This window comes from Janthinobacterium sp. GW822-FHT07A03 (genome assembly GCF_058798815.1).
The window spans coordinates 1-19,191 of the sequence record NZ_JBXAKW010000014.1; the positions used below are offsets into that span (position 1 = coordinate 1).

At 62.0% G+C, this 19,191-nt stretch carries 20 protein-coding genes; 9 read left to right on the forward strand and 11 right to left on the reverse strand.

Going from position 1 to position 19,191, the window contains the following annotated elements:
- Positions 1-173 precede the first annotated feature (173 nt).
- Entirely contained in the window at positions 174-1,157 is a 984-nt protein-coding gene (locus tag AC1RJW_RS27630) for a site-specific integrase (RefSeq protein ID WP_493047738.1), read from the reverse strand.
- A gap of 257 nt (positions 1,158-1,414) precedes the next feature.
- On the opposite strand from AC1RJW_RS27630, the gene AC1RJW_RS27635 reads away from it, so the two are divergent.
- Both AC1RJW_RS27635 and AC1RJW_RS27640 read left to right on the forward strand, forming a co-directional pair.
- Positions 1,415-2,437, forward strand: coding sequence for a DNA-binding protein (locus tag AC1RJW_RS27635; RefSeq protein WP_493047739.1), 1,023 nt, complete (start codon positions 1,415-1,417; stop codon positions 2,435-2,437).
- 126 nt (positions 2,438-2,563) lie between these two features.
- Positions 2,564-2,722 (forward strand): hypothetical protein, encoded by a 159-nt coding sequence (locus AC1RJW_RS27640; protein ID WP_493047740.1) that lies wholly within the window; start codon positions 2,564-2,566, stop codon positions 2,720-2,722.
- 4 nt (positions 2,723-2,726) lie between these two features.
- Here the strand turns inward: AC1RJW_RS27640 and AC1RJW_RS27645 are convergent, their stop codons facing one another.
- Genes AC1RJW_RS27645 through AC1RJW_RS27660 form a run of 4 tightly spaced genes read right to left on the reverse strand, consistent with a single transcriptional unit; the run spans position 2,727 to position 4,813 of the window.
- On the reverse strand, positions 2,727-3,185 hold the full coding sequence (locus AC1RJW_RS27645) for a GNAT family N-acetyltransferase (RefSeq protein WP_493047741.1): 459 nt from the start codon (positions 3,183-3,185) through the stop codon (positions 2,727-2,729).
- A 3-nt stretch (positions 3,186-3,188) separates the two neighbouring features.
- Entirely contained in the window at positions 3,189-3,740 is a 552-nt protein-coding gene (locus AC1RJW_RS27650) for a hypothetical protein (RefSeq protein WP_493047742.1), read from the reverse strand.
- The gene (locus tag AC1RJW_RS27655) at positions 3,737-4,171 is read right to left on the reverse strand and encodes a DUF1801 domain-containing protein (RefSeq protein ID WP_493047743.1); all 435 of its coding nucleotides are present in this window, start codon (positions 4,169-4,171) and stop codon (positions 3,737-3,739) included. The genes AC1RJW_RS27650 and AC1RJW_RS27655 overlap by 4 nt, the downstream gene beginning before the upstream one ends.
- Positions 4,172-4,204: 33 nt before the next feature.
- Complete coding sequence (locus tag AC1RJW_RS27660) at positions 4,205-4,813, reverse strand: hypothetical protein (RefSeq protein ID WP_493047744.1); 609 nt, start codon at positions 4,811-4,813, stop codon at positions 4,205-4,207.
- Positions 4,814-5,003: 190 nt separating this feature from the next.
- On the opposite strand from AC1RJW_RS27660, the gene AC1RJW_RS27665 reads away from it, so the two are divergent.
- From AC1RJW_RS27665 to AC1RJW_RS27675, 3 genes are all read left to right on the forward strand, one after another.
- Entirely contained in the window at positions 5,004-5,978 is a 975-nt protein-coding gene (locus AC1RJW_RS27665; RefSeq protein ID WP_493047745.1) for a VirK/YbjX family protein, read from the forward strand.
- 11 nt (positions 5,979-5,989) lie between these two features.
- Positions 5,990-7,363 carry a serine hydrolase gene (locus tag AC1RJW_RS27670; protein ID WP_493047746.1) on the forward strand — a complete coding sequence of 458 codons (1,374 nt, stop codon included), beginning with the start codon at positions 5,990-5,992 and terminating at the stop codon, positions 7,361-7,363.
- A 125-nt stretch (positions 7,364-7,488) separates the two neighbouring features.
- Positions 7,489-8,841, forward strand: a complete 1,353-nt coding sequence (locus tag AC1RJW_RS27675; protein ID WP_493047747.1) for a serine hydrolase — start codon at positions 7,489-7,491, stop codon at positions 8,839-8,841.
- 170 nt (positions 8,842-9,011) lie between these two features.
- Here the strand turns inward: AC1RJW_RS27675 and AC1RJW_RS27680 are convergent, their stop codons facing one another.
- The 4 genes from AC1RJW_RS27680 to AC1RJW_RS27695 form a co-directional block, all read right to left on the reverse strand.
- On the reverse strand, positions 9,012-10,727 hold the full coding sequence (locus tag AC1RJW_RS27680) for a DUF262 domain-containing protein (protein WP_493047748.1): 1,716 nt from the start codon (positions 10,725-10,727) through the stop codon (positions 9,012-9,014).
- Positions 10,728-10,745: 18 nt separating this feature from the next.
- Positions 10,746-11,153: a hypothetical protein gene (locus AC1RJW_RS27685; RefSeq protein ID WP_493047750.1), complete on the reverse strand. Its 408-nt coding sequence runs from the start codon at positions 11,151-11,153 to the stop codon at positions 10,746-10,748.
- The gene (locus tag AC1RJW_RS27690) at positions 11,150-12,718 is read right to left on the reverse strand and encodes an EAL domain-containing protein (protein ID WP_493047751.1); all 1,569 of its coding nucleotides are present in this window, start codon (positions 12,716-12,718) and stop codon (positions 11,150-11,152) included. Before AC1RJW_RS27690 ends, AC1RJW_RS27685 begins: the two co-directional genes overlap by 4 nt.
- Before the next feature lie 92 nt (positions 12,719-12,810).
- On the reverse strand, positions 12,811-14,328 hold the full coding sequence (locus AC1RJW_RS27695) for an MFS transporter (protein WP_493047752.1): 1,518 nt from the start codon (positions 14,326-14,328) through the stop codon (positions 12,811-12,813).
- Between the two features lie 84 nt (positions 14,329-14,412).
- Here AC1RJW_RS27695 and AC1RJW_RS27700 point away from each other — a divergent pair, with 84 nt between their 5' ends.
- Positions 14,413-15,288 (forward strand): LysR family transcriptional regulator, encoded by an 876-nt coding sequence (locus AC1RJW_RS27700; RefSeq protein WP_493047753.1) that lies wholly within the window; start codon positions 14,413-14,415, stop codon positions 15,286-15,288.
- Here AC1RJW_RS27700 and AC1RJW_RS27705 read toward each other — a convergent pair.
- Positions 15,285-15,857, reverse strand: coding sequence for a helix-turn-helix domain-containing protein (locus AC1RJW_RS27705; protein WP_493047754.1), 573 nt, complete (start codon positions 15,855-15,857; stop codon positions 15,285-15,287). The genes AC1RJW_RS27700 and AC1RJW_RS27705 overlap by 4 nt on opposite strands.
- A gap of 80 nt (positions 15,858-15,937) precedes the next feature.
- Between AC1RJW_RS27705 and AC1RJW_RS27710 the strand changes: the two genes are divergently transcribed.
- Positions 15,938-16,468 carry a GNAT family N-acetyltransferase gene (locus AC1RJW_RS27710; protein WP_493047755.1) on the forward strand — a complete coding sequence of 177 codons (531 nt, stop codon included), beginning with the start codon at positions 15,938-15,940 and terminating at the stop codon, positions 16,466-16,468.
- A gap of 27 nt (positions 16,469-16,495) precedes the next feature.
- On the opposite strand, the gene AC1RJW_RS27715 is transcribed toward AC1RJW_RS27710, so the two are convergent.
- Positions 16,496-17,686 (reverse strand): low temperature requirement protein A, encoded by a 1,191-nt coding sequence (locus AC1RJW_RS27715; protein ID WP_493047756.1) that lies wholly within the window; start codon positions 17,684-17,686, stop codon positions 16,496-16,498.
- Positions 17,687-17,854: 168 nt separating this feature from the next.
- Here AC1RJW_RS27715 and AC1RJW_RS27720 point away from each other — a divergent pair, with 168 nt between their 5' ends.
- Entirely contained in the window at positions 17,855-18,313 is a 459-nt protein-coding gene (locus AC1RJW_RS27720; protein ID WP_493047757.1) for a hypothetical protein, read from the forward strand.
- A gap of 460 nt (positions 18,314-18,773) precedes the next feature.
- Positions 18,774-19,151: a hypothetical protein gene (locus AC1RJW_RS27725; RefSeq protein WP_493047758.1), complete on the forward strand. Its 378-nt coding sequence runs from the start codon at positions 18,774-18,776 to the stop codon at positions 19,149-19,151.
- Positions 19,152-19,191 lie beyond the last annotated feature (40 nt).

A 19,191-nucleotide genomic window follows, 5' to 3' on the forward strand; every position in this document is an offset into this window, starting at 1 on the left:
CGCAGCGGCTTAAGCATGGTCGAGCTAGCTGGAGCTATGTTCGACACATACGGCGTTGTTTATCACGACGCTTAATCGGCTGCGGTGGCATATGTCGAATGCGTCAGATCTATGTCTGCTTCGGGGCGAATGCAGACGCGCTGAAGGTGTCCGGCAAGGCGTTATCGCTCGCCTCACCCCACCGGCTTCCTCTTCCCCTTCAACAAACTCCCCGCCGCATTTTCCTCGAAACGCCCCGCCTCTTCTATATAGCCATGCACGGTGCCGTCGTGGCGCCAGCCGCCCTGGCGCTTGATGGCCTGGAAATCGGCGCCGGCGCGGTGCGCGCTGGTGGCCATGCCGCGGCGCAGGCTGTGGCTCGATAGTTCCGGCACGTAATCGAGCCCGGCCAGCCGGGCGCAGCTTTCCAATATCGTATTGATGCTGCTCGCGTGCAATCCCTTTCCTCCCACATGGCCCCACTGGTTGACCGTGCGCAAGAGCGGGCCGCTGGCGATGCCCGCCACGCCCAGCCAGGCGCGCAGGGCCGTGGCCGGGCAGCAGACGCCGTCGCCGAACGGGATCGCCTTGACGATGCCCTCCCCCAGTTGATCCGTTTTCGAACGGGGCAAGGTGATCACCAGGCCTTGCGGCTCCCAGCGGATGTCTTCCAGCATCAAACTTACCAGTTCGCTGCGGCGGAAAGCGCCAAAAAAGCCCAGTTGCAGCAAGGCGCTGTCGCGCAAGGCCTTGTTGGTGCCCAGGGCGGCCAGCCTGGCGACGATCAGCTCCAGGTCTTCCAGCGGCAGCGCCCTCGCCTTCTTTTTCGGCTTGCCGTGCAGGCGGGCGATGCCGGCCAGGGTCTTGCGCACGGTGGGCGTGGACGCGGGGTCGGCAAAGCCCTGGTACACATGCCATTGCGACAGGGCCGTCAGGCGCAGGGCCAGGGTGCGCGCGTTCAGGCTGTCCGCATACGCCATCAGGTAGCGGATGACGGTGGACTCCTCGGCGGGCAGCGCCCCGCCCCAGGCCTGGAAGTGGCGGATGGCGGAACGGTAGGTGCGGCGCGTGTTGTCGGACGTGGCGGCGGCAAGAAACGCCTGGTGGCGCGCGGCCAGCTCGGCATCGACGAGGGCGCCGTGTAACGGCGCATCAGCGATCGCGGTGTTCTTTGACACGCCAACACGGCGTTTCGGAAGGGGAAAATCGGGCATGGCGGCGGCGAAATCGGGGTTTTGTACTGGGAGGGTCACAGAATAGCATGCAAACCATCCCTATAACACGCGATAAGCAATCTTATCGTGAGTTATATTTTTCAAGAATCATCAAAATTTATATCGTAATATTATGCGATATTACGTATCATGTAATACGTTACTAAATTTCGCTCATAGGTGATTTCATGGCCCGCACCGGCATTCTGTACTCTGATGTTATGAAAGCAGCCCAAATCGTCGCTGCCGATGGGCGCAATCCCACGGTCGACAATGTGCGCGAAGCGCTGGGCAGCACGGGCAGCAAGAGCACCATCGCGCCCCTGCTCAAACGGTGGAAGGAAGAGTTCCAGGGTGCGGGCGCCGTGAAAACGGAGGCTGGATTGCCGGCCGAATTGATGGAAGCGATGCGCGGCGTCTATGAAAAGCAGCAGCGCGACGTGGCGCAGCAGCTGGAAACGGGCATGCAGCAACACCGCGCGGAACGCGATGCGGCCCTGGAAACACTGAAGAAGACGGAAAATGAACGCTTGAAATTGACGGAGGCGCGCGCCGCCCTCACCCAGGAATTGCGCGCCACCCAGCATGCGCTGGCGCAATTGAAGGAAGAACACCATTTCCGCGCCGTCACCCTGGCCACTCTGCATAGCGACAACGCGGGCCTGACGCAGCGCCTGGCCGACCGGGGCGAAGAAGTCGCCGCCCTGAACCGCCAGCTGGCGCAGGTGCGCTCGCAGTTCGACCATTACCAGGAAGCGGCCGCGACCCAGCGCAGCGAGGAACGGGCGCAGGCGCAGCAACGGATCAGCAGGCTCGAGCAAGACAATGCGCAGCTGCAGCAACGGCTGCAAGGCCAGCAAGCGACCCTGGTGCAGCAAGACATGCGCCTGGCGCAGCTGCAGGCGGAACACGCGCGCCTGGCTGATGAAGCGGCCGCCGACCGCGAGGCGCTGGCCACCGTGCGGCCCGAGCGCGACCAGTTCGAGTTTCAATATCTGCAAGCGGCCGCGTCAGCCGACGCCCTGCTGGCCAAGCTGGACACGGCCTTGCAGGCGCTGAATGACGCCAGGGTGGCGCTGGCCGCGCAAGACCGCCAGCTCGACATGCTGGCAGAAAACGCGCAAGTGTCGCAACAGAAGGCGGAAAGCCTGGCGCTGGAACGCGACGGCTTGCTGCGCGACAATGCCGGCATGGCGGCCAGGCTGGCCCTGCTGCTTGATAACAAGGAAAAACGTAATATTTGAACCCGTCCACATGGTCTGGGATATCCAGGACGGCCCCAGGACGGGCCTCGCCGGTTTTCAAGGCTTGCCCGTTATTTTTCCTGCCCGATGACGGCCGACGGAGACGCATGTGCGCAGCATTTCACCTTGACGCCGATCAACGCGCCGCTGCTGGCGCAGTCAGCCGCGGGCGTGCCCTGCTATATGGCCGTTTTCCAGGAACTGCCGGGGCAGGATACGCTGCCTGCCGGCGTGCTGCGCGCTTGCGTGGCGCAATGGTTGCCTTGCGCGCCACATGCCGCCTGAAGCGTCACGGCCCTTGCCGGTGACGGTAGCGTACGCGTATCCACGCGCCCATGGCGTCCACGCCGCCGTCGCCATCATCCTCGATCCAGCCTGTGCGCGCATACAAGCGCCGCGCCCCCGTATTGGCCAGCTGCGTCTTCAGGCTCAGATGGGGGCCGAAACGCGCCACCACGGCAGCCAGCAGCTGCGTGCCGATGCCCCGTCCGCTGTGCGCCGGGTGCACGTACAGGTGGTGCAGGAAGTATTCGGGCGCGTCGCCCGTATGCACGGCGGCAAAGCCGGTGACGATGCCGTCGCGTTCGGCAACGAGGATGTCTTCGCCCTGCGTCGCCGCCGTGAATGCGGCGCTGCCGGCGACTGGGCCGAAGGAATCGCGCCCGGCCAGGGCCAGGATGGCGGTGCAGGACTGCGTATCCGTGCTGGTGAAGGGACGAATCAGGCACATGGCTGGCGCGTTGTTCATTCGCTACAGGCGCCGGTTCAGCACGCTGTCGATATCGTGGGTTTTCAGCTCGGCCTGGACCGCGCCGTCCTGCAGCCAGTAGCCTTCGCTTCCCTGTTGCAGCGCGTCCATGTCGAGCGCGCCCAAGGTTGGCGCGATGGCGCCGGCGAGAAGCTGCGCCACATCGTCCCATGCCGCATACAGCAGCTTCAGGTACCAGCCGTCGTCGTGGGCAAAAGCGAGAAAGCGGCTGCGCAAGGCGGCAGGCGGCGTGAGGACGCCACGGTGGCCGAGCATCGTGGCCACGTCCGCATCGCCGGGGGCTGGCGGCGCGCCCTGCCAATCGGCCCAGGCGTGGCTGCCCCAGGCATGGATATCTTCATGCGCCAGCGCTGGCAATTGCTGCCGCGCCAGGGTCTGGTAGCCGGCAGGTTTCCTGGGCGTCCCGGCACTGCCCTTGCGCAGCACGATGCCGTCCGCATGCCGGAGCGCGGGAATCACATCGTTGAATTCGATGCCGGAAGCGACCAGCATGCGCGCGGCCGGGTCGTGCCAGATATACAGATAATGTCTCAAGTATTCGTTCGCTTTGGTTTGGGCGCCGTATTTGCGGCCACGGCGGCGCGTATCAGCGCCTTGAACGCCGCAGCATCGAGATGCGCGCCTTCGTGGATGTCGATGGCCCGGCGCGTGTTGCCGTCCAGGCTGGAATTGAACAGGCCGGCCGGATCGGGCAAGGCGGCGCCCTTGGCGAAGGTGAGTTTCACGGCCAGTTTATAGGTTTCGCCCGTGCAAATCATACCCGCATGCGACCAGACGGGCACGCCGCGCCATTTGACTTCCTCGACCACCTCCGGGTCCGCCTGGTGGATCAGCGCGCGCACGGCGGCCAGGGTCTTGCCGCGCCAGTCCGCCAGCGAGGCGATCTTCGCGTCGATCAGGCGGGCGGCCGGTTCGGTGCCTGCCGCTTCCTCGGCAGGCGGCGTACTTGTTGCGGCTTTTTTCATGGTTCACGTCTCCTTCCTGTGCACTTGCCTTACTTACTGCGCAGGACCGGTCATGCAGTTGGCAAGCGAAGCAATGAATTGGTCGCGCAAGGCCTGGTATTGGGCGTCCGTGGCAAAGTCGCGCCGGTCGGCCGGCTGGTTCAGCACGTAGGCGCTGGCGACCGTGCCGCTGGCGGCATGCAGCAGCGTATAGAAACTGATAATGCCCGGTGTCTCCGCGATGCCGGCGTTATTCAATCCTAGCACTTCCACGCCCTGGCGCGCGTCCGTTTCCAGCGGCACCTGATGCGGCGGCTTGCTGCCGGCCGACATCTCCTGCATTTGCGCCACGATGGTCTCGCGGTCGGCGGCAAACTGGCCTGCGGCGCTGCGCTCGATCTTCAGATTCGCGAAGGGCTGGCTGCTCTTGCGGAACAGCATCAGCCGGTAGCCGTCGGCCGTCGAGACCCGGCGCTCCCCCGCCGCCATCTTGACGACGCGCGTGGTCGCGCTGGCCGGCAAGCGGTCCTGCGTTTTGAACTGGAACTGGCTGCGGTTGATGCATTGCGCCAGCGGCGCCAGAGGATCGGCCGTGCGGTCCTGGGCGTGGGCACCCAGTGCGGCGAGCAGCATGGGAATGGCAAGCAGGAGGCGGTGATTCATGGGGCGGTATCCGTCATCGGGTCAAGGTAGCGGCAGGATAAGCGTCAATATTGCCAAATGGCAAATGTTTAGTTGCCATCCTCTAAATATCCGGGGAAATAGCTTCTTAATATGAAATTCACCTGGCCCGCGTAGCATTCAAATTGGCAAGGCTCTCATTGTGCAGCGCCTGCCATTTTCCGGCAGAACCATGAATGACATCGCTTTGACCTTGCACCACGGCGCCGCCGTGCCGCCCGCCGTGCCACGACATTCCGCCAGCGGCCACCGCCTGAAAGCGGCGTTGGGCGCCCTCTTCTTTCCCCGCCAGCGCACGCGCTGGCAAGCCTTCCTGGGCAGCATGCCGGGCTTGAGCTCGCTGGCGCAGCTGCATCCCTGCCTGCGCTTCAAGATTTACCGGCCGTATGCCTCGCGCCAGCTCGGTTGCGCGGATCGCCTGGCCTTGCTGGAAGGACATTACCGCTTCCTGTGGCAGGCGGGTGCGCGTGCGCTGGTCGAGCGGGCCGCGCGCGAACCCGTGGTGCTGGCCGCGTTCGACGGCAAGGATGGGGCGCAGTACCGTTTGCAGCTGACGGCCATCCACGACAGCTACCGCGAAGGCGAACTGTGCCTGCGCCTGACGCGCGACGGCCTGCCCCTGTACCTGGCCAGCTTTCTGTTCGTGCCGCGCGCCGATGGCGTCTCGCTGCAGCTGGGCGCGCTGCAAGGCTTGCGCTCGGAAGCGGGCAAGCTTGCCGTCAAGGAAGCCACGCGGGCGCTGCACGGTTGCCGCCCGAAAAACCTGATGGTGACGGCCTTGCGCGATTTCGGCGATTTCTTTGCCTGTACCAACCTGTTCTTGATCAGCAACGACAACCGCATCGCCCTGAATGCGCGCCGGCGGCGCCATATCGCCGCCGACTACGACCAGGCGTGGCAGGAATTGCATGCCTTGCGCATGCGCGACGGTAATTATCACTTGCCCTGCGCGGCTTACCGGGTGCCCGACATGGCCGAGGTCCCGTCGAAGAAACGCGCCGATGCGCGCCGGCGCGGCGAATTGCTGCTCGGCATGGCCGCCGGCATGCGCGCGCAGCTGGCGGCCATGATCGCCGCACCATCTTGCCAAAACGGCTATCTTGCCAGTGATGCTGTTATGCTGTATTCCCACCAATCACTTTCCTGACGGAATCGACGATGCCTCCACGCTTACGCACCCTGCTGTTGCCCATCCTGTCCCTTTCCGGCGCCGCCGCCCTGGCCGCGCCCACCCTCGACGCGGCCATGCGGGAACGGGCGGAAACATTGGTGCGTGACGGCAAGCATGCCAGCCTGGTCATCGCCGTGATCGACGGCAAGGACAGCGCCGTGTACGGCTTCGGCCGCGCGCGGCCCGGCGACCAGGGCGTGCCCGATGCGGATACCGTGTATGAAATCGGCTCCGTGACGAAAACCATGACGGGCCTGCTGCTGGCCGACGCCATCGTGGCGGGCAAGGCGCAACTGGAGCAGCCGGTGGCCGAACTGCTGCCCGCCTACGCCATCCCCGCGCTGGCGGGCCAGAAAATTACCGTGGGCCAGCTGGCCACGCACTTTTCCGGCTTGCCCCGCCTGCCCGCCAACCTGGCGCCGGCGGACATGCGCGATCCCTACGCCGGCTATGCCGAGGGCCAGTTGCGCACCTTTTTGGCCGGCCATGCGCTGGCGCGCGCGCCGGGCGCCGCGTATGAATACTCGAACCTCGCGTATGGCTTGCTGGGCACGGCCCTGGCCACGCAAGCCAATATGTCTTACGAAGAACTGCTGCAAGCGCGCATTTTCCGTCCGCTGGGCATGGCCAGCAGCTCGGCAGTGACGACGCCGGCCCTGCATGCGCGCCTGGCGCCGGGCCACCTGGCCGATGGCAAGCCGGCCGCGAACTGGGATTTCCAGGCCATCGCGGGAGCCGGCGCCGTGCGTTCCAGCGCGCGCGACATGATTGCCTACATGCAATCGTACATGCGGGCGACCAGTCCCGCACAGCAACTGGCCGTGCAGCCGCGCCGGGTACTCGCCGGCGAAGGCGATGGCGACGGCGTGAAAAAGATCGGCCTGGCGTGGATGCTCGACCAGGTCAAGGGCCAGCCTTTCGCCTGGCATAACGGGCAGACGGGCGGCTATGCCAGCTTTGCCGGCTACACCCTGGACGGCAAGCGGGGCGTGGTGGTACTGAGCAGCACGGCGCGCAACGTCGATGGGCTGGGCGTGGGCGTGCTGCTGCCCGGCAGCCTGCCGCCGCCAAATGCCCCGGCGCCGAAGGAAATCGCCATCGCCCCGGCCGAACTGGCCCAATATGCGGGCCAGTATGCGCTGGCGCCCACGTTTGTCCTCAGCGTGCGCCAGGGTCCCGACGGCTTGCTGGTGGGCGCCACGGGCCAGGGCGAAGCGCCCGTGTATGCCAGCGCGAAAGACACCTTCTTTTACAAGGTAGTCGAAGCGCAACTGGTATTCCAGCGCGACGCCCAGGGCGCCATCACGGGCGTCGTCCTGCACCAGAACGGCCAGGCCATGCCGGGCAAGCGAAAACCTTAGCAAAGCGGCAAAAGTGGCATAAAACTCAGGCGGCCTTCATGTTGGCGTCGTATGCTTCCCAGGGCATGCCAGCCATCTTATCCAGATGCCGGCGTGCATTCGGCCCACCCTGGACAAGGTTACCCATGACACCCACTTTCGCCCTTCTCCCCCTTTGCCTGCTCGGCGGCGCCGCCCTGGCCGCGCCCGTCCTGGACGACGCCGTGCGCCAGCGCGCCGAGGAACTCACGCGCACGGGCATGCACCCGAGTATCGTCATCGCCGTAATCGACGGCAAGACCAGCGCCGTCTACGGCTTTGGCACGGCCCATCCTGGCAAACCCGGCAAGCCTGGCGCCGACACCGTCTACCAGATCGGTTCCGTCACCAAGACCATGACGGCCTTGCTGCTGGCCGACGCCGTCGTCGAAGGCAAGGTCAAACTCGACGAGCCGGTGGCGGCAGTGTTGCCTGGGTACACCATACCGGCCTTCGACGGCAAGCAGATCAGCCTGCTGGACCTGGCCACGCATTATTCCTCGCTGCCGCGCCTGCCCGACAACTTCGCGCCCAAGAATCCCGCCAATCCGTATGCGGACTACACGGAAGCGCAACAGCGGCAGTTTCTCGCCGCCTACCATCTGCCGCATGCGCCGGGCACGGCATTTGACTACTCGAACATCGGCTACGCCGTGCTGGGCACGGCCCTGGCGGCACGCGCGGGCGGCAGTTACGAAGCGCTGCTGCAAAAGCGCATCGCCGTGCCGCTGGGCATGCGCTCGACGTCGAACACGCCCACGCACGGCATGCTGGCGCGCCTGGCGCCCGGTCATTTGCTGTCGGGCGAACCGACGCCCGCGTGGGATTTGAACGTGGTGGCGCCAGCCGGCGGCGTATATTCGAGCGCGCGCGACATGGTTGCCTACCTGCAAGCATACATGTTCAAGCCGCTGCGCCCGTATGCGCTGGCAATAACACCGCAGCGGCCGCTGGCGCCAGGCAGCGAAACGAAAATCGGCCTGGCCTGGCTGCTGGAGCAGCAACAGGGCCAGACCTACGCCTGGCACAGCGGCCAGACGGGCGGCTACACCAGCTATGCGGCGTTCACGACGGATGGCAAGCGGGGCGTGGTGGTGCTGACGAATACGGCGCGCACCGTCGATGCGCTGGGCTTGTCCACCTTGCTGCCCGGCACGCCCTTGCCGCCCCTGAAAAAGCCGCTGGCCGCCATCGAACTGCCGCGCGCCGCGCTGGCAGAGTACGTGGGCGAGTATCCATTGGACAAGGATTTCACGTTGACGGTGACTCTGGGCAAGCAGGGACTGGAAGCGGCCGGCACGGGCGTCGGTTCGGCGCCCCTGTTTGCCAGCGCAAAAGATCAGTTTTTCTTCCGCGCCATCGAGGCCGAACTGGATTTTACGCGCGATGCGGCGGGCAAGATTGCCGGCGCCGTACTCAGGCAAGGCGGGCAGGACATGGTCTTGCCGCGCAAGGAGTAATAAGACCAAGCCTCGTCTGTAGGCTTGGTCTTATATCCGCAATCTTTAAGCAATTCTCACGCTAATGCATAAATACTAGATAGGAATGACTTCCTATGCACCGTTTAAGAAAATAAAATATTTGACCACAATGAAAATAATTCATACTGCAGCATAAAAAAAGAAAATTTCTAGAGTTGAACACTATTATAAAGATGTTGCGCAATACTTCTTGCCCTATCTTGCACTCCAGAATTTTCGGAGAATTTTTCTCCAACTAAAGCCTTAGCCAATGGATAACCCTTCCCCTCTAATTTCTTAATTTTTTCAGAAACTGTTAAATTCATAAGCTCTTCCGAATTTGTTTTTTCATCAACCAATAGTAGATTTCCTATGCTGCCAACAACATCAGAACTTTGCCCATCTTTCATGGTCGACTCTGAAATTATATGTTCAATACTCATTGCATCATGATTAATGTCAATTCCGCCGAACTTATCACCAAATTGTTTTGACAGGCAATACTTAATAATCCCTTTATTTTTTGTTTTGCTAGACAAATACGATAACTCTAAGAACTTCACCTCAAATTCCTCATATTGTGGTAATTTTGTCTTCAAGGAATAAAAGAGGCTTGATATAATAGCCTGAATATCATCATTCCCTTTTGCTCCGGTTAGAGAAATCGCATGACTTGAATAAGTCGTAGCGATAACTCCCGACGATCTCTGCGAAGTAACAGCATTAAACACAAAATGGAAATATTCTAGTTTTCTAAGACATGTCTTTAAATTTCTTAAGGTGAGTCGTTTTTCATAATAGGCTCGCAATAGGGCCAGTGCCATAGATGATTGTTGTTTCACCTTAAACAATCTTAATGCTTTAAGGGATTCTCTGACATCAGTTTCTTCCCTGCTCCACTCATGGGCGCCAGGATCGATCAATTTGCAATAAATAGCTGCCGCATGATTTAATTTTTTAAGCAAATCATTCGCATTTTTTTCATCCTCGGATACAAATTTTGAAATTGCTGAAAATAATTTCTTGTCAGTAGTGTAGTTGTATTCAGATATCCAAAAATGCAAGAGAAATGAGTCAATTATTTCCGATTCACTTGCATCATCGAATTTTCTAATCAATGAATTCCAAGATTCTTTTGCCGAATCTAACTTCGCGTTACCTTCCTTTATCTTGCTTAGCAATAGATTTTTCACCAAATCTGACGTGCGCAAATCACGGCCTCGAGCATTTAAGGTTTCAAATATCAGATGTGCGTCACTTTTATTGTCTAGTTGAATAAAAACAAGCTTCAGAGATAGTACCTTATCCCGAATTTCTTTCAACTTTAGAATGGGATCAGGAACTTCTGCCGGAAACATACTTATTTGACCACCGGTTTCGGAATTGGAGGTTGGAACCTCGTCCTCCAATCGCGCACAAATAATCTCAAATGCATTTTTTAACTTTTGCTCCTCAATACCAACATCACAATCTATTTTTAAACCATTGAAAGATTGAATGTGATCTTGAAGATAAGGAAATGACGTATCGGCATCTAAGATAAACTCTGCCTCATTATCTATGTTTGGCTGCTCAACAAATTTATGCACACCTTTTGCCAAGTTATCCTCACCCAGTCTCAAAAAGGAATTTCTTATTGCAGACAGCATAAGAGTAATAGTCGTTAATCTCTGTTGACCATCGACAATTCCAAAATATGGCTTTCTTTCCTGATAAACGACCATCGACCCAATAAAATAATTTTCTGAAACATCATTAATTATATCGTTCCAGAAATTTTCCACCTCATCTCTTTCCCAAGAATAAGGTCGTTGGAAACGCGGGATCTGGAAATATCCTAGTGAGAAAATGTCTTGTATTTGCTTATCGTGGGCTTCAATTTTCATCTGAATTGGACTTGAAATTTAATAAATTTTAGGGTGATAAGAAAGAATATTTTTCGTCTGTAATGACGCCTTTGAGATTTCACCATCAAGCATATAGCGTTCGATTACTTTTATCAATTCAAGTCGGGATTTTGTTCTAAATTCGCCCAGAAATACTTCAGAATTCGTTTTTTTCTTGCTTTGACTATCAAATACTACTTTGCAAAATTCGACAACGAACTCGCCATCCGGATCATCTTCCGGTTCAAAATGAGAATTGAAGCAGTAGCCGCTATCGCGGCAGCTGCCCCACAGCAGCAGCGCGCTGCTGAACCATTGCATGGTGTCCGGCCCCGGCTCCACCTCGAACAGGGTGTTGACGGTGATGTGCCAGCCGCCCGGGACGCGCAGCGGCTGCAAGGGATAGGGGAAGCGTGGCTGTTTCATATGGACGATGGCAGGCGGCGGGTTGCGTAAAAGGCGAGGAAGTCCAAGGCCGGCAACGCTTTCGCAAACAGCCAGCCCTGGCCGAATTCGACCTTGCGTTCCAGCAAATAATCGGCTTGCTGCTGCGTTTCGATGCCCTCGGCCACGATCAGCATGTTCAAAGTGCGCGCCATGGCGATGATGTGCGGCGTGACGCTGCTGGTGGCCGCGTCCGTGCCGATGGTGTCGACGAAGGATTTGTCGATTTTCAAGGCGTCGAGCGGCAGGTTTTGCAGGCTCGACAGGCTGGAATAACCGGTGCCGAAGTCGTCGATGGCCACGGCGTGGCCCCGCGCCCTGGCCTTGTCGATGGTGGCGCGGGCCGCTTCCACGTTGATGAAGCCGCGCTCCGTCGCTTCCAGCCAGATCTGCTGCGCCTCGATGCCCGTGCCGGCCAGGGCCCGCTCGAGCACGTCGAGCACCCTGCCCGTTTCGATATCGCTGGCGCACAGGTTGATGGCGATGTGCAGCTCGCGGTCGGCCAGCAGCGCGGCGCGCATGTCGGCGATCACGCAGGCAATCACCTGGTCCGTGATGGGCAAGATGAGGTCGCTTTCCTCGGCCACGGGGATGAACAGGTCGGGCCGTATCATGCTGCCGTCGGGACGGCGCCAGCGTATCAGCGCCTCGGCGCCCACGCACACGCCCGTGTCGAGCGCGATGATGGGTTGATAATGGACAAAGAATTCGCGCCGCTCGACCGCCGTTTCCAGTTCGCCGCGCAGCGACAGCCGGCGGCGCGACAGCCACACGACGATGCCGAAGATAAAGGCGGCCATCAGCAGTCCCAGCGGCAGGAGCAGCAGCTGTTCGCGGCGCAGCCTGTCGTTCAGCTTGCTGCGCGGCTCGATCATGACGGCCGTCAAGCCATCGCGGTACAGCATCGCGTGGATGCTGCCGTCGTGCGCCGCGTCTCCCGTCGCCGGCAGCCCGGCGAGCAAGCTTTGCACCAGCGCGGGGTCGGGATGGTGCAAGGTGTCGAGCACGCCTTCCTTGCCGATGGCCACGGCCATCTGGATATCGCTGTCGACGATGACGTCGGAAAAGCGCACGGGATCGATCAGCACCTTGTAGGCGCGGTAGGACAGTCCCACCATGCGCTTGCCGCCGCTGACGACGGGGCGCAGGTTGAAATCGATGCCCATGCCGTTGGCCAGCGTGAAATCGGCGGGCGTGACGGCGATGCGCGCCTCTTCGATGCCCGTGGACGTGCATTTGAGCAAGCCGTTTTCCACGTAGCCGATATCGTCGATGCTGCGCGTGGTGATGGTGATGCGGCGCAATTGCTGGGTATGCGCCTCCGAGCACGGCGCCAGGTCCAGCGCATCGGCGCTGCGCAGGGCGGCCCCGGCCGAGGCGATGGAACGGTGGGCGCGCTCGAGCGCGTAGCCGGCCAGCAGGCGCAGGCGTTCCTGCTCGCCCTGCTCGGCGCGCACGGACGACAGGTAGAAGGCCAGGCTCAGGGGAGCGGCCACGCCGATGACGGCGACCAGCACGCTCGTGATGATAATGCGTTTTCTGCGCATGCGAATACCTGTGGTAGTTATATGATTGCTATGTATTGCTCGATGGCATCATATTACAGGCAGAGGCGGCGCACGCGGATCTTGCTGAAGAGTTACACTTTTTCCAGCTGTTTCTCCACGGTTATCGCCGGCCGCGCCAGCACGAACACCAGCGCCGCCACCACGGCCGCCAGCCCGCCGGCCAGATACAGCACGCTGGCAAAGCCGTCGATGAAGGCGTGCCGGGCCGCTTCCAGCGCCACGGCTTGCAGCGCGGGCGGCAGCTGGCCGAAGGCGTCGGCCGCGTTGCCGGCGACGATGCGCCCGATCATCTCGGGCGACGCTTTCAAGCCGTGCAGCCACGCCAGTTGCTCGAACGAGGCGGCCGTGCGCATGGCCAGCACGGCGCCCAGCGCGCCCACGGCCAGCACGATGCCGACGAAGCGCGTGGTGGTGCTGATGCCGGAACCCATGCCCGTGCGCTCGCGGGGGATGCAGGCGAGGATGGCCTTTTGCGTCGTGCCGTTGAGCAAGCCCGCGCCTGCCCCCGTGACGACCATGCCGGCCGCAACCCAGCCGTACTGCAGGCTGGCGGCGGCCAGGGCCGTGGCGACGTTGCCCACGGCGACGATCAGCAAGCCCGTCACCAATATGCCGCGGTCGTCCAGCACCCGCATGGCGCGCGGCGCCAGCCGGGACAGCGCCACCATGGCGACGGCAAACGGCAGCATGGCGCAGCCGGCCAGGACGGCGGAAAAGCCGAAACCGTTCTGCAGGTACAGCGGTAAAAAGGTCATCATCACTTGCGCGGCGATGGCGTAGCCGAACATGCCCAGCACGGCGCCGACGAACACGCGCCGGCCGAACAGGGATAAATCGACCATGGGTGCGCGCTGGCGCCGTTCTACCAGCACGAAGACCAGCAGCAGCGCCGCGCCCGCCGCAAAGCGCAGCATGGTGGCACGGCTGGACCAGCCCGCCACGCTGGCATCGATCAAGCCCCAGATGATGCAGAACAGGCCGGCGGAGAACAGCAGCGCGCCCGCCGGGTCGAAACTGGCGTTGGAGGCGTCCTTCGATTCGTCCACGTGTTTGCCTACCAGCCACATCAAGATGGCAACGACGGGCAGGTTCAGGTAGAAGATCCAGCGCCAGTTGATGGCGCTCGTGACCAGGCCGCCGAGCAGCGGCGCCACCGTCATGGCCACGCCCATGGCCGCGCCCCACACGGACCAGGCGCGCGCCCTCTCCTTTTCCGCGTGAAACGTGTGGCCGATGACGGCCAGCGCGGACGTGAGCAGCAGCGCGGCACCGAGACCCTTGACGGCGCGCGCCACGTTGAGCACGAACGGCGTCCACGCCAGGCCGCACAGCAGCGAGGCCAGCGCGAACACGGAGAGGCCATACAGCATCACTTTGCGCCGTCCCAGGCGGTCGGCGATGCTGCCGGCCGGCAACAGGAATGAGGCGAACGCCAGCATGTAGGCGCTGACCACCCATTCCACGTCGACGAAGCTGGCGTTGAGCGAGCGGGCGATCGACGGCAGCGAGACGGCCACGACGTTGGTGTCGAGCATGATCAGCGCGCACACGCCCGAGCACGTGTATAAAGTCCAGTTGGTATTCTTCATGCCTGTATTTTAAGCAGGTTTGTGTTATTTCTTGTTATAAGACAAGCGCCTTATAATTCACTCATGGTAAATACAGAAAAAGAGATGGAATTGCGGCATTTCCGCTGCGTGCTGGCCGTCGCGCACAGCCTGCACTTCGCGCGGGCGGCGGCGGAACTCGGCATCTCGCCGCCCGCGCTGACCAAGCAGGTGCAGGAAACGGAACAGCTGCTGGGCACGCGGCTGTTCCAGCGCAGCAAGCGCGCCGTGTCCCTGACGGCCGCCGGCGAATTGTTCGTCATCGAGGCGGCGCGCGCGCTGGAGCAGCTGGCGCAGGCGCAGGAAGCGGCGCGGCGGGCGGGACGGGGCGAGCTGGGACGCCTGGAAATCGGCTACGTGGCCTCGGCCGCATACTCGGGCGTGCTGCAGGGCCAGTTTGCGCGCTTTCGCGCCAGCCACCCCGGCATCCACATCGGCGCACGCGAATACGCGATGGACACCCTGCCCGGCTTGCTGGACCAGGGCCGAGTCGACCTGGCCTTCGTGCGCCCGCCCCTGCACTTGCCGGACGGACTGGACAGCGTGGTGTTGCTGCGCGACCGCTTCGTGCTGGCCGTGCAGGCGGACAGCCCGCTCGCCCGGCAGCAAATAGCGGCACCGGCCGCGCTGGCGCAGCAGGCGTTCATCGTGCCGGAACAGGAACTGGGAACATTGGAGGTGAGCCGGCGCGGCGGTTTTGCGGCGCAGGTGGTGTCGCGCCCGGGCAGCCTGGTGGCCGTGCTGACGGAAGTGTCGCTGGGCGTGGGCTGCGCCATCGTGCCCCACTCCGTGATGGCCAGCGTGCAATTGCCCGGCGTGTGCTTCCGCGAACTGGCGGCGCCGCAGATCAGCTCGGAAATCGCCGTGGCCTTCCGCCGCCACGAACAGGCGCCCGCCGCGCGCGCCTTCATTGCCCAGCTGCGCGCTGCAGCGCTGGCTTAGCCTCGGTTCTTCAAGACGGCCACGGCGTAGGTGCAAGCGGCGGCCGTTTCATTGCGGAATACGCAGTCGGCCGGCGGACCCAGCTCCAGGCAGTCGCCCGCGTCCAGCACGTGGCGGGTCTCGCCTTCGATGAAGACGAGGCTGCCGGACAGCGCCCAGATCAGCTGGCGCCGCGCCACGTAGGCGGCGGCCGGCATGGCCACCACGGCGCCCGGCGGCAAGGTAATATGCACGAGATCGAGCGGCATGTCCGACGCGGGCGACACGTGGCGCCGCACATAGCCGCTCTGCGGGTCGACCCAGACGGGCTGATCAAGCTTGCGCAGCAAGCGCCCCTCGCGCATTTCCGCGCGGGCGATCAGTTCGGACATGCTCAGGCCGAAGGCGCCCGACAAGCGCGCCAGCAAGGTGGCCGTGGGGCTGCAATCGCCGCGCTCCACCTTGTGCACCATCGCGCGCGACACGCCCGAACGGGCTGCCAGGTCCGTCAGCGACCAGCCCAGGCTTTCCCGCTCGAGGCGCACCCTGGCCCCGATTCGCTGGTTCAATTCGTCTGGTTTAGTGGACATAGTCAGGATTTATTGGACAAAAGCGTGGGTGGCAATCTATGATTTGTCCATTATAGTAGACGACCAGCAAGGAGATCAACATGCACGTACGCGACGCCCACGCGGGCGATATCGAGGCCATCACGGCCATCTACAACGATGCCGTCAGCCATACCCTGGCCATCTGGAATGAACGGACGGTCGACGCGGCCAACCGCGCCGCCTGGCTGGCCGACCGCCAGCGGGCCGGCTATCCCGTGCTGGTCGCCATTGACGCGGATCAAAACGTGGCCGGCTACGCCTCGTTCGGCGACTGGCGCCCGTTCGAGGGTTTCCGTCATACGGTCGAGCATTCCGTGTACGTGCGCGCCGATCGCCGCGGCGCCGGCGTCGGCAAGGCCTTGATGGGGGAATTGATCGCGCGGGCGCGCGGCCTGGGCAAGCACGTGATGGTGGCGGGCATCGAGGCCGGCAATGCCGGCTCGATCGCCCTGCACAAGCAGCTGGGCTTCGAGGAAGTGGGCTTGATGCGCCAGGTGGGCACCAAGTTCGGCGCCTGGCTGGACCTGGCATTCTTGCAGCTGCAGCTCGATGCGCGCAGCGATCCGGACGGCATTGCGCCGGCCGGATAAGGTCAGGCAGGCGTCAGGGATCGCGCATTAAAGATCGATCTCCGGCGGCGGGCGGCGCAGCGCCATATGTTCCCACACGGCCACCAGTACCAGCACGCAGCTGGTGATGCAGGCCAGGGTCAAGGGCGAATACAGGCGGCCGTAGGCCATCGGGATCAGCGCCAGGATGATCAAGATGCCCAGCAGATGCGACAGCGGCGGCGTGGCACGGTCATTGCTGACCCATTTGAACAGTGCATTGCCCAGCAAATACAGGATCGGGCCGCCCAGCAAGGCGCTGAAGCCGGCGAAGCTCGCCTCGTCCGGATGCACGAGCGCCAGTTCATCGGCCACGGCGGAAACGATCACGCCGCCCACGATCAGCAGGTGGATATACGTATAGGCTTTGCGGGCGATGCGGCCCGGGTCCTTCGAGTGGGCGATGCGGTGATGGCCCGCCTCGGCGCCCGTATCGAAATAGATCCACCACATGGCGATGCTGCCGACCAGGGCCGACAAAAAGCCCAGCCAGTTGCCGGCCGTCCATTCCAGTCCCGCGAACGTGGCGCCCGTCACCAACAGGGACTCGCCCAGCGCAATGATGACGAACAGGCCGCAGCGCTCGGCCATGTGGCCGCCATCGACGTCCCAGTCAGCCGTCGAGGAACGCCCCAGGCCCGGCATGCCGAACTGCATCCACGGACCGGCAAAGTCGATCAGCAAGGCCACGGCCCACCAGAAGAGGCGCTGTTCGGGCGCGGCCAGGCCGCCGGCGATCCAGAAGATGCCGGACAACGCGGCCCACAGGGCGATACGCTGGAAATTGCGGCGGCGCGCCAGCGCTTCGTGGCGCACGGCCCACCAGGCGAACAGGGGCCGGCCCACCTGCATGGCGACATAGGCGGCCGCGAACGCCAGGCCCCGCGTGCCGAACGCTTCCGGAATCGAGGCTGACATGATGAGTCCGCCCAGCATCAGCGCAAACAGACTGATGCGTACGGGAATGCGCTCGGGATCGAGCCAGTTGGTGATCCACGACGTGTAAATCCATACCCACCAGACGGCCATCAGCAGCAAGCCCGTCTGCAGCCAGCCCATGGCGCTCAGGTGCGCCAGCAAACCGTGCGATAGTTGCGTTACCGCAAACACGAACACGAGATCGAAGAACAGCTCGATCATGCCGACCTTGCCGCTGTCCAGCGCGCCGCGCTGGCGCAGCAGGGAGATGCGATTATTCATTTTTTTCCTTGCATAAATACCGGAGCGGCGCCCGCGGCGCCGGCCAAAACGGCACGATGATAGCAGATGGGCATGGCGGCCATGGCGGCGCGCTGCGGCCGGCATGCATTTGCTCTTCCGGCCGAATTTCGCTACGATGGGCCGCATGCGCGGGACACCACCTCCACCATGTATCAGCTGAATTGGCGCGGCCCCTGTCTGGCTGCCGTGCTGCTGCTATCGCTCGGTGGCGACGCCCCGGCGCTGGCGCGCCAGCTGGCCGAACCGTCCCCCGCGTGCCGGGCGCCGCAAACCATGGCGCTGACGGTCAACAGCGACGCCGTCGCCACGGCCAGCAATGATATCAATGACAACACCCTGGTGGCGCTGCGCGCCAACGGCACCGCGTACTGGACGGTTTTATTGTCGACAGCAAATATCCTGCTGCAGCTGGGCGCCGACCGCGGCGATACCATCGTGACGTTCCAGAAAGGACTGACCCTGCGTTTCCAGGCGCTCGGTCCGCAGCAATATCAAATCCTCATCGATGGCCCCATTCTCGATGACGGCACGCAATACACGCTGACTGGCAAGGTGGTAGCCGTTTTTGAACGCTGTCCGGCCCTGCCCGCGCCGGCCGCGCAATAAAGCCGCGCATGCCATCCATTTAAGTCAATAAACGGTTTATATTCAATTACATTCCCCATCCTCTTGCCTGCCGCCGCGAAAAATGGCCGGCGGCGCATTCCCGCGCCACGCCCGGATGCCGCGCCATTCCTGCCTTTGCGACAATTCGAGAGAATCGCGCAAAAAAATAGGCATAGAATCGCTACTCGTTATGCGCAAGCGCCGGCATGCTTATATTCCGAATAGCCGGGAACTATTTTTCGAATAAGTAAATAACAAAATATATTAATCAATTCCGGATTGATTAATATCAAATGTCTTGTCGTTATTTGAAATTACGTATTGTCCTGCCATATTTTTATGGCATGGTCGCAAAGCCGTTGCCATACCGTTTTCCACCGACTTACCCAACTGCCCCGAACCTGTCGGCCACGGGGCGCCCATCGCAAGTGCAGGCCGATATCACCTCATGGAGAATGTCATGTCTAACTTACCTCGCGTCGAAGTCACCAACCATACGCTGGCCGCCGGCCAAAGCGTCACCACCAACACCACGCCGAACAGCCTCGCGCTATCCATCGCCAGCAGCGACAGCAACAACCAGACCGGCATCGCCTTCCAGTTCCAGGGCCGCACCACGTACTGGAATCCCAGCGTCAGCACCGGTTTCACCACGGCCAAGCTGGCCAGCGACACGGGCAATGGCGTCGTCACGTGGAAAGCCGGCCTGACGGTCACCTACTCGCCGCAAAGCACGGGGCTGTACAACGTGCTGCTCTCCGGCGACATCGTCGACAGCGGCACCGTGTATTCCTACACGGGCTTCGTGCTGGCCACCTTTACCTCCAACTCGCAGTAAGCGGCGCTTCCGCGCCCGCCCGCGGGCGGGCGCCCCGGAT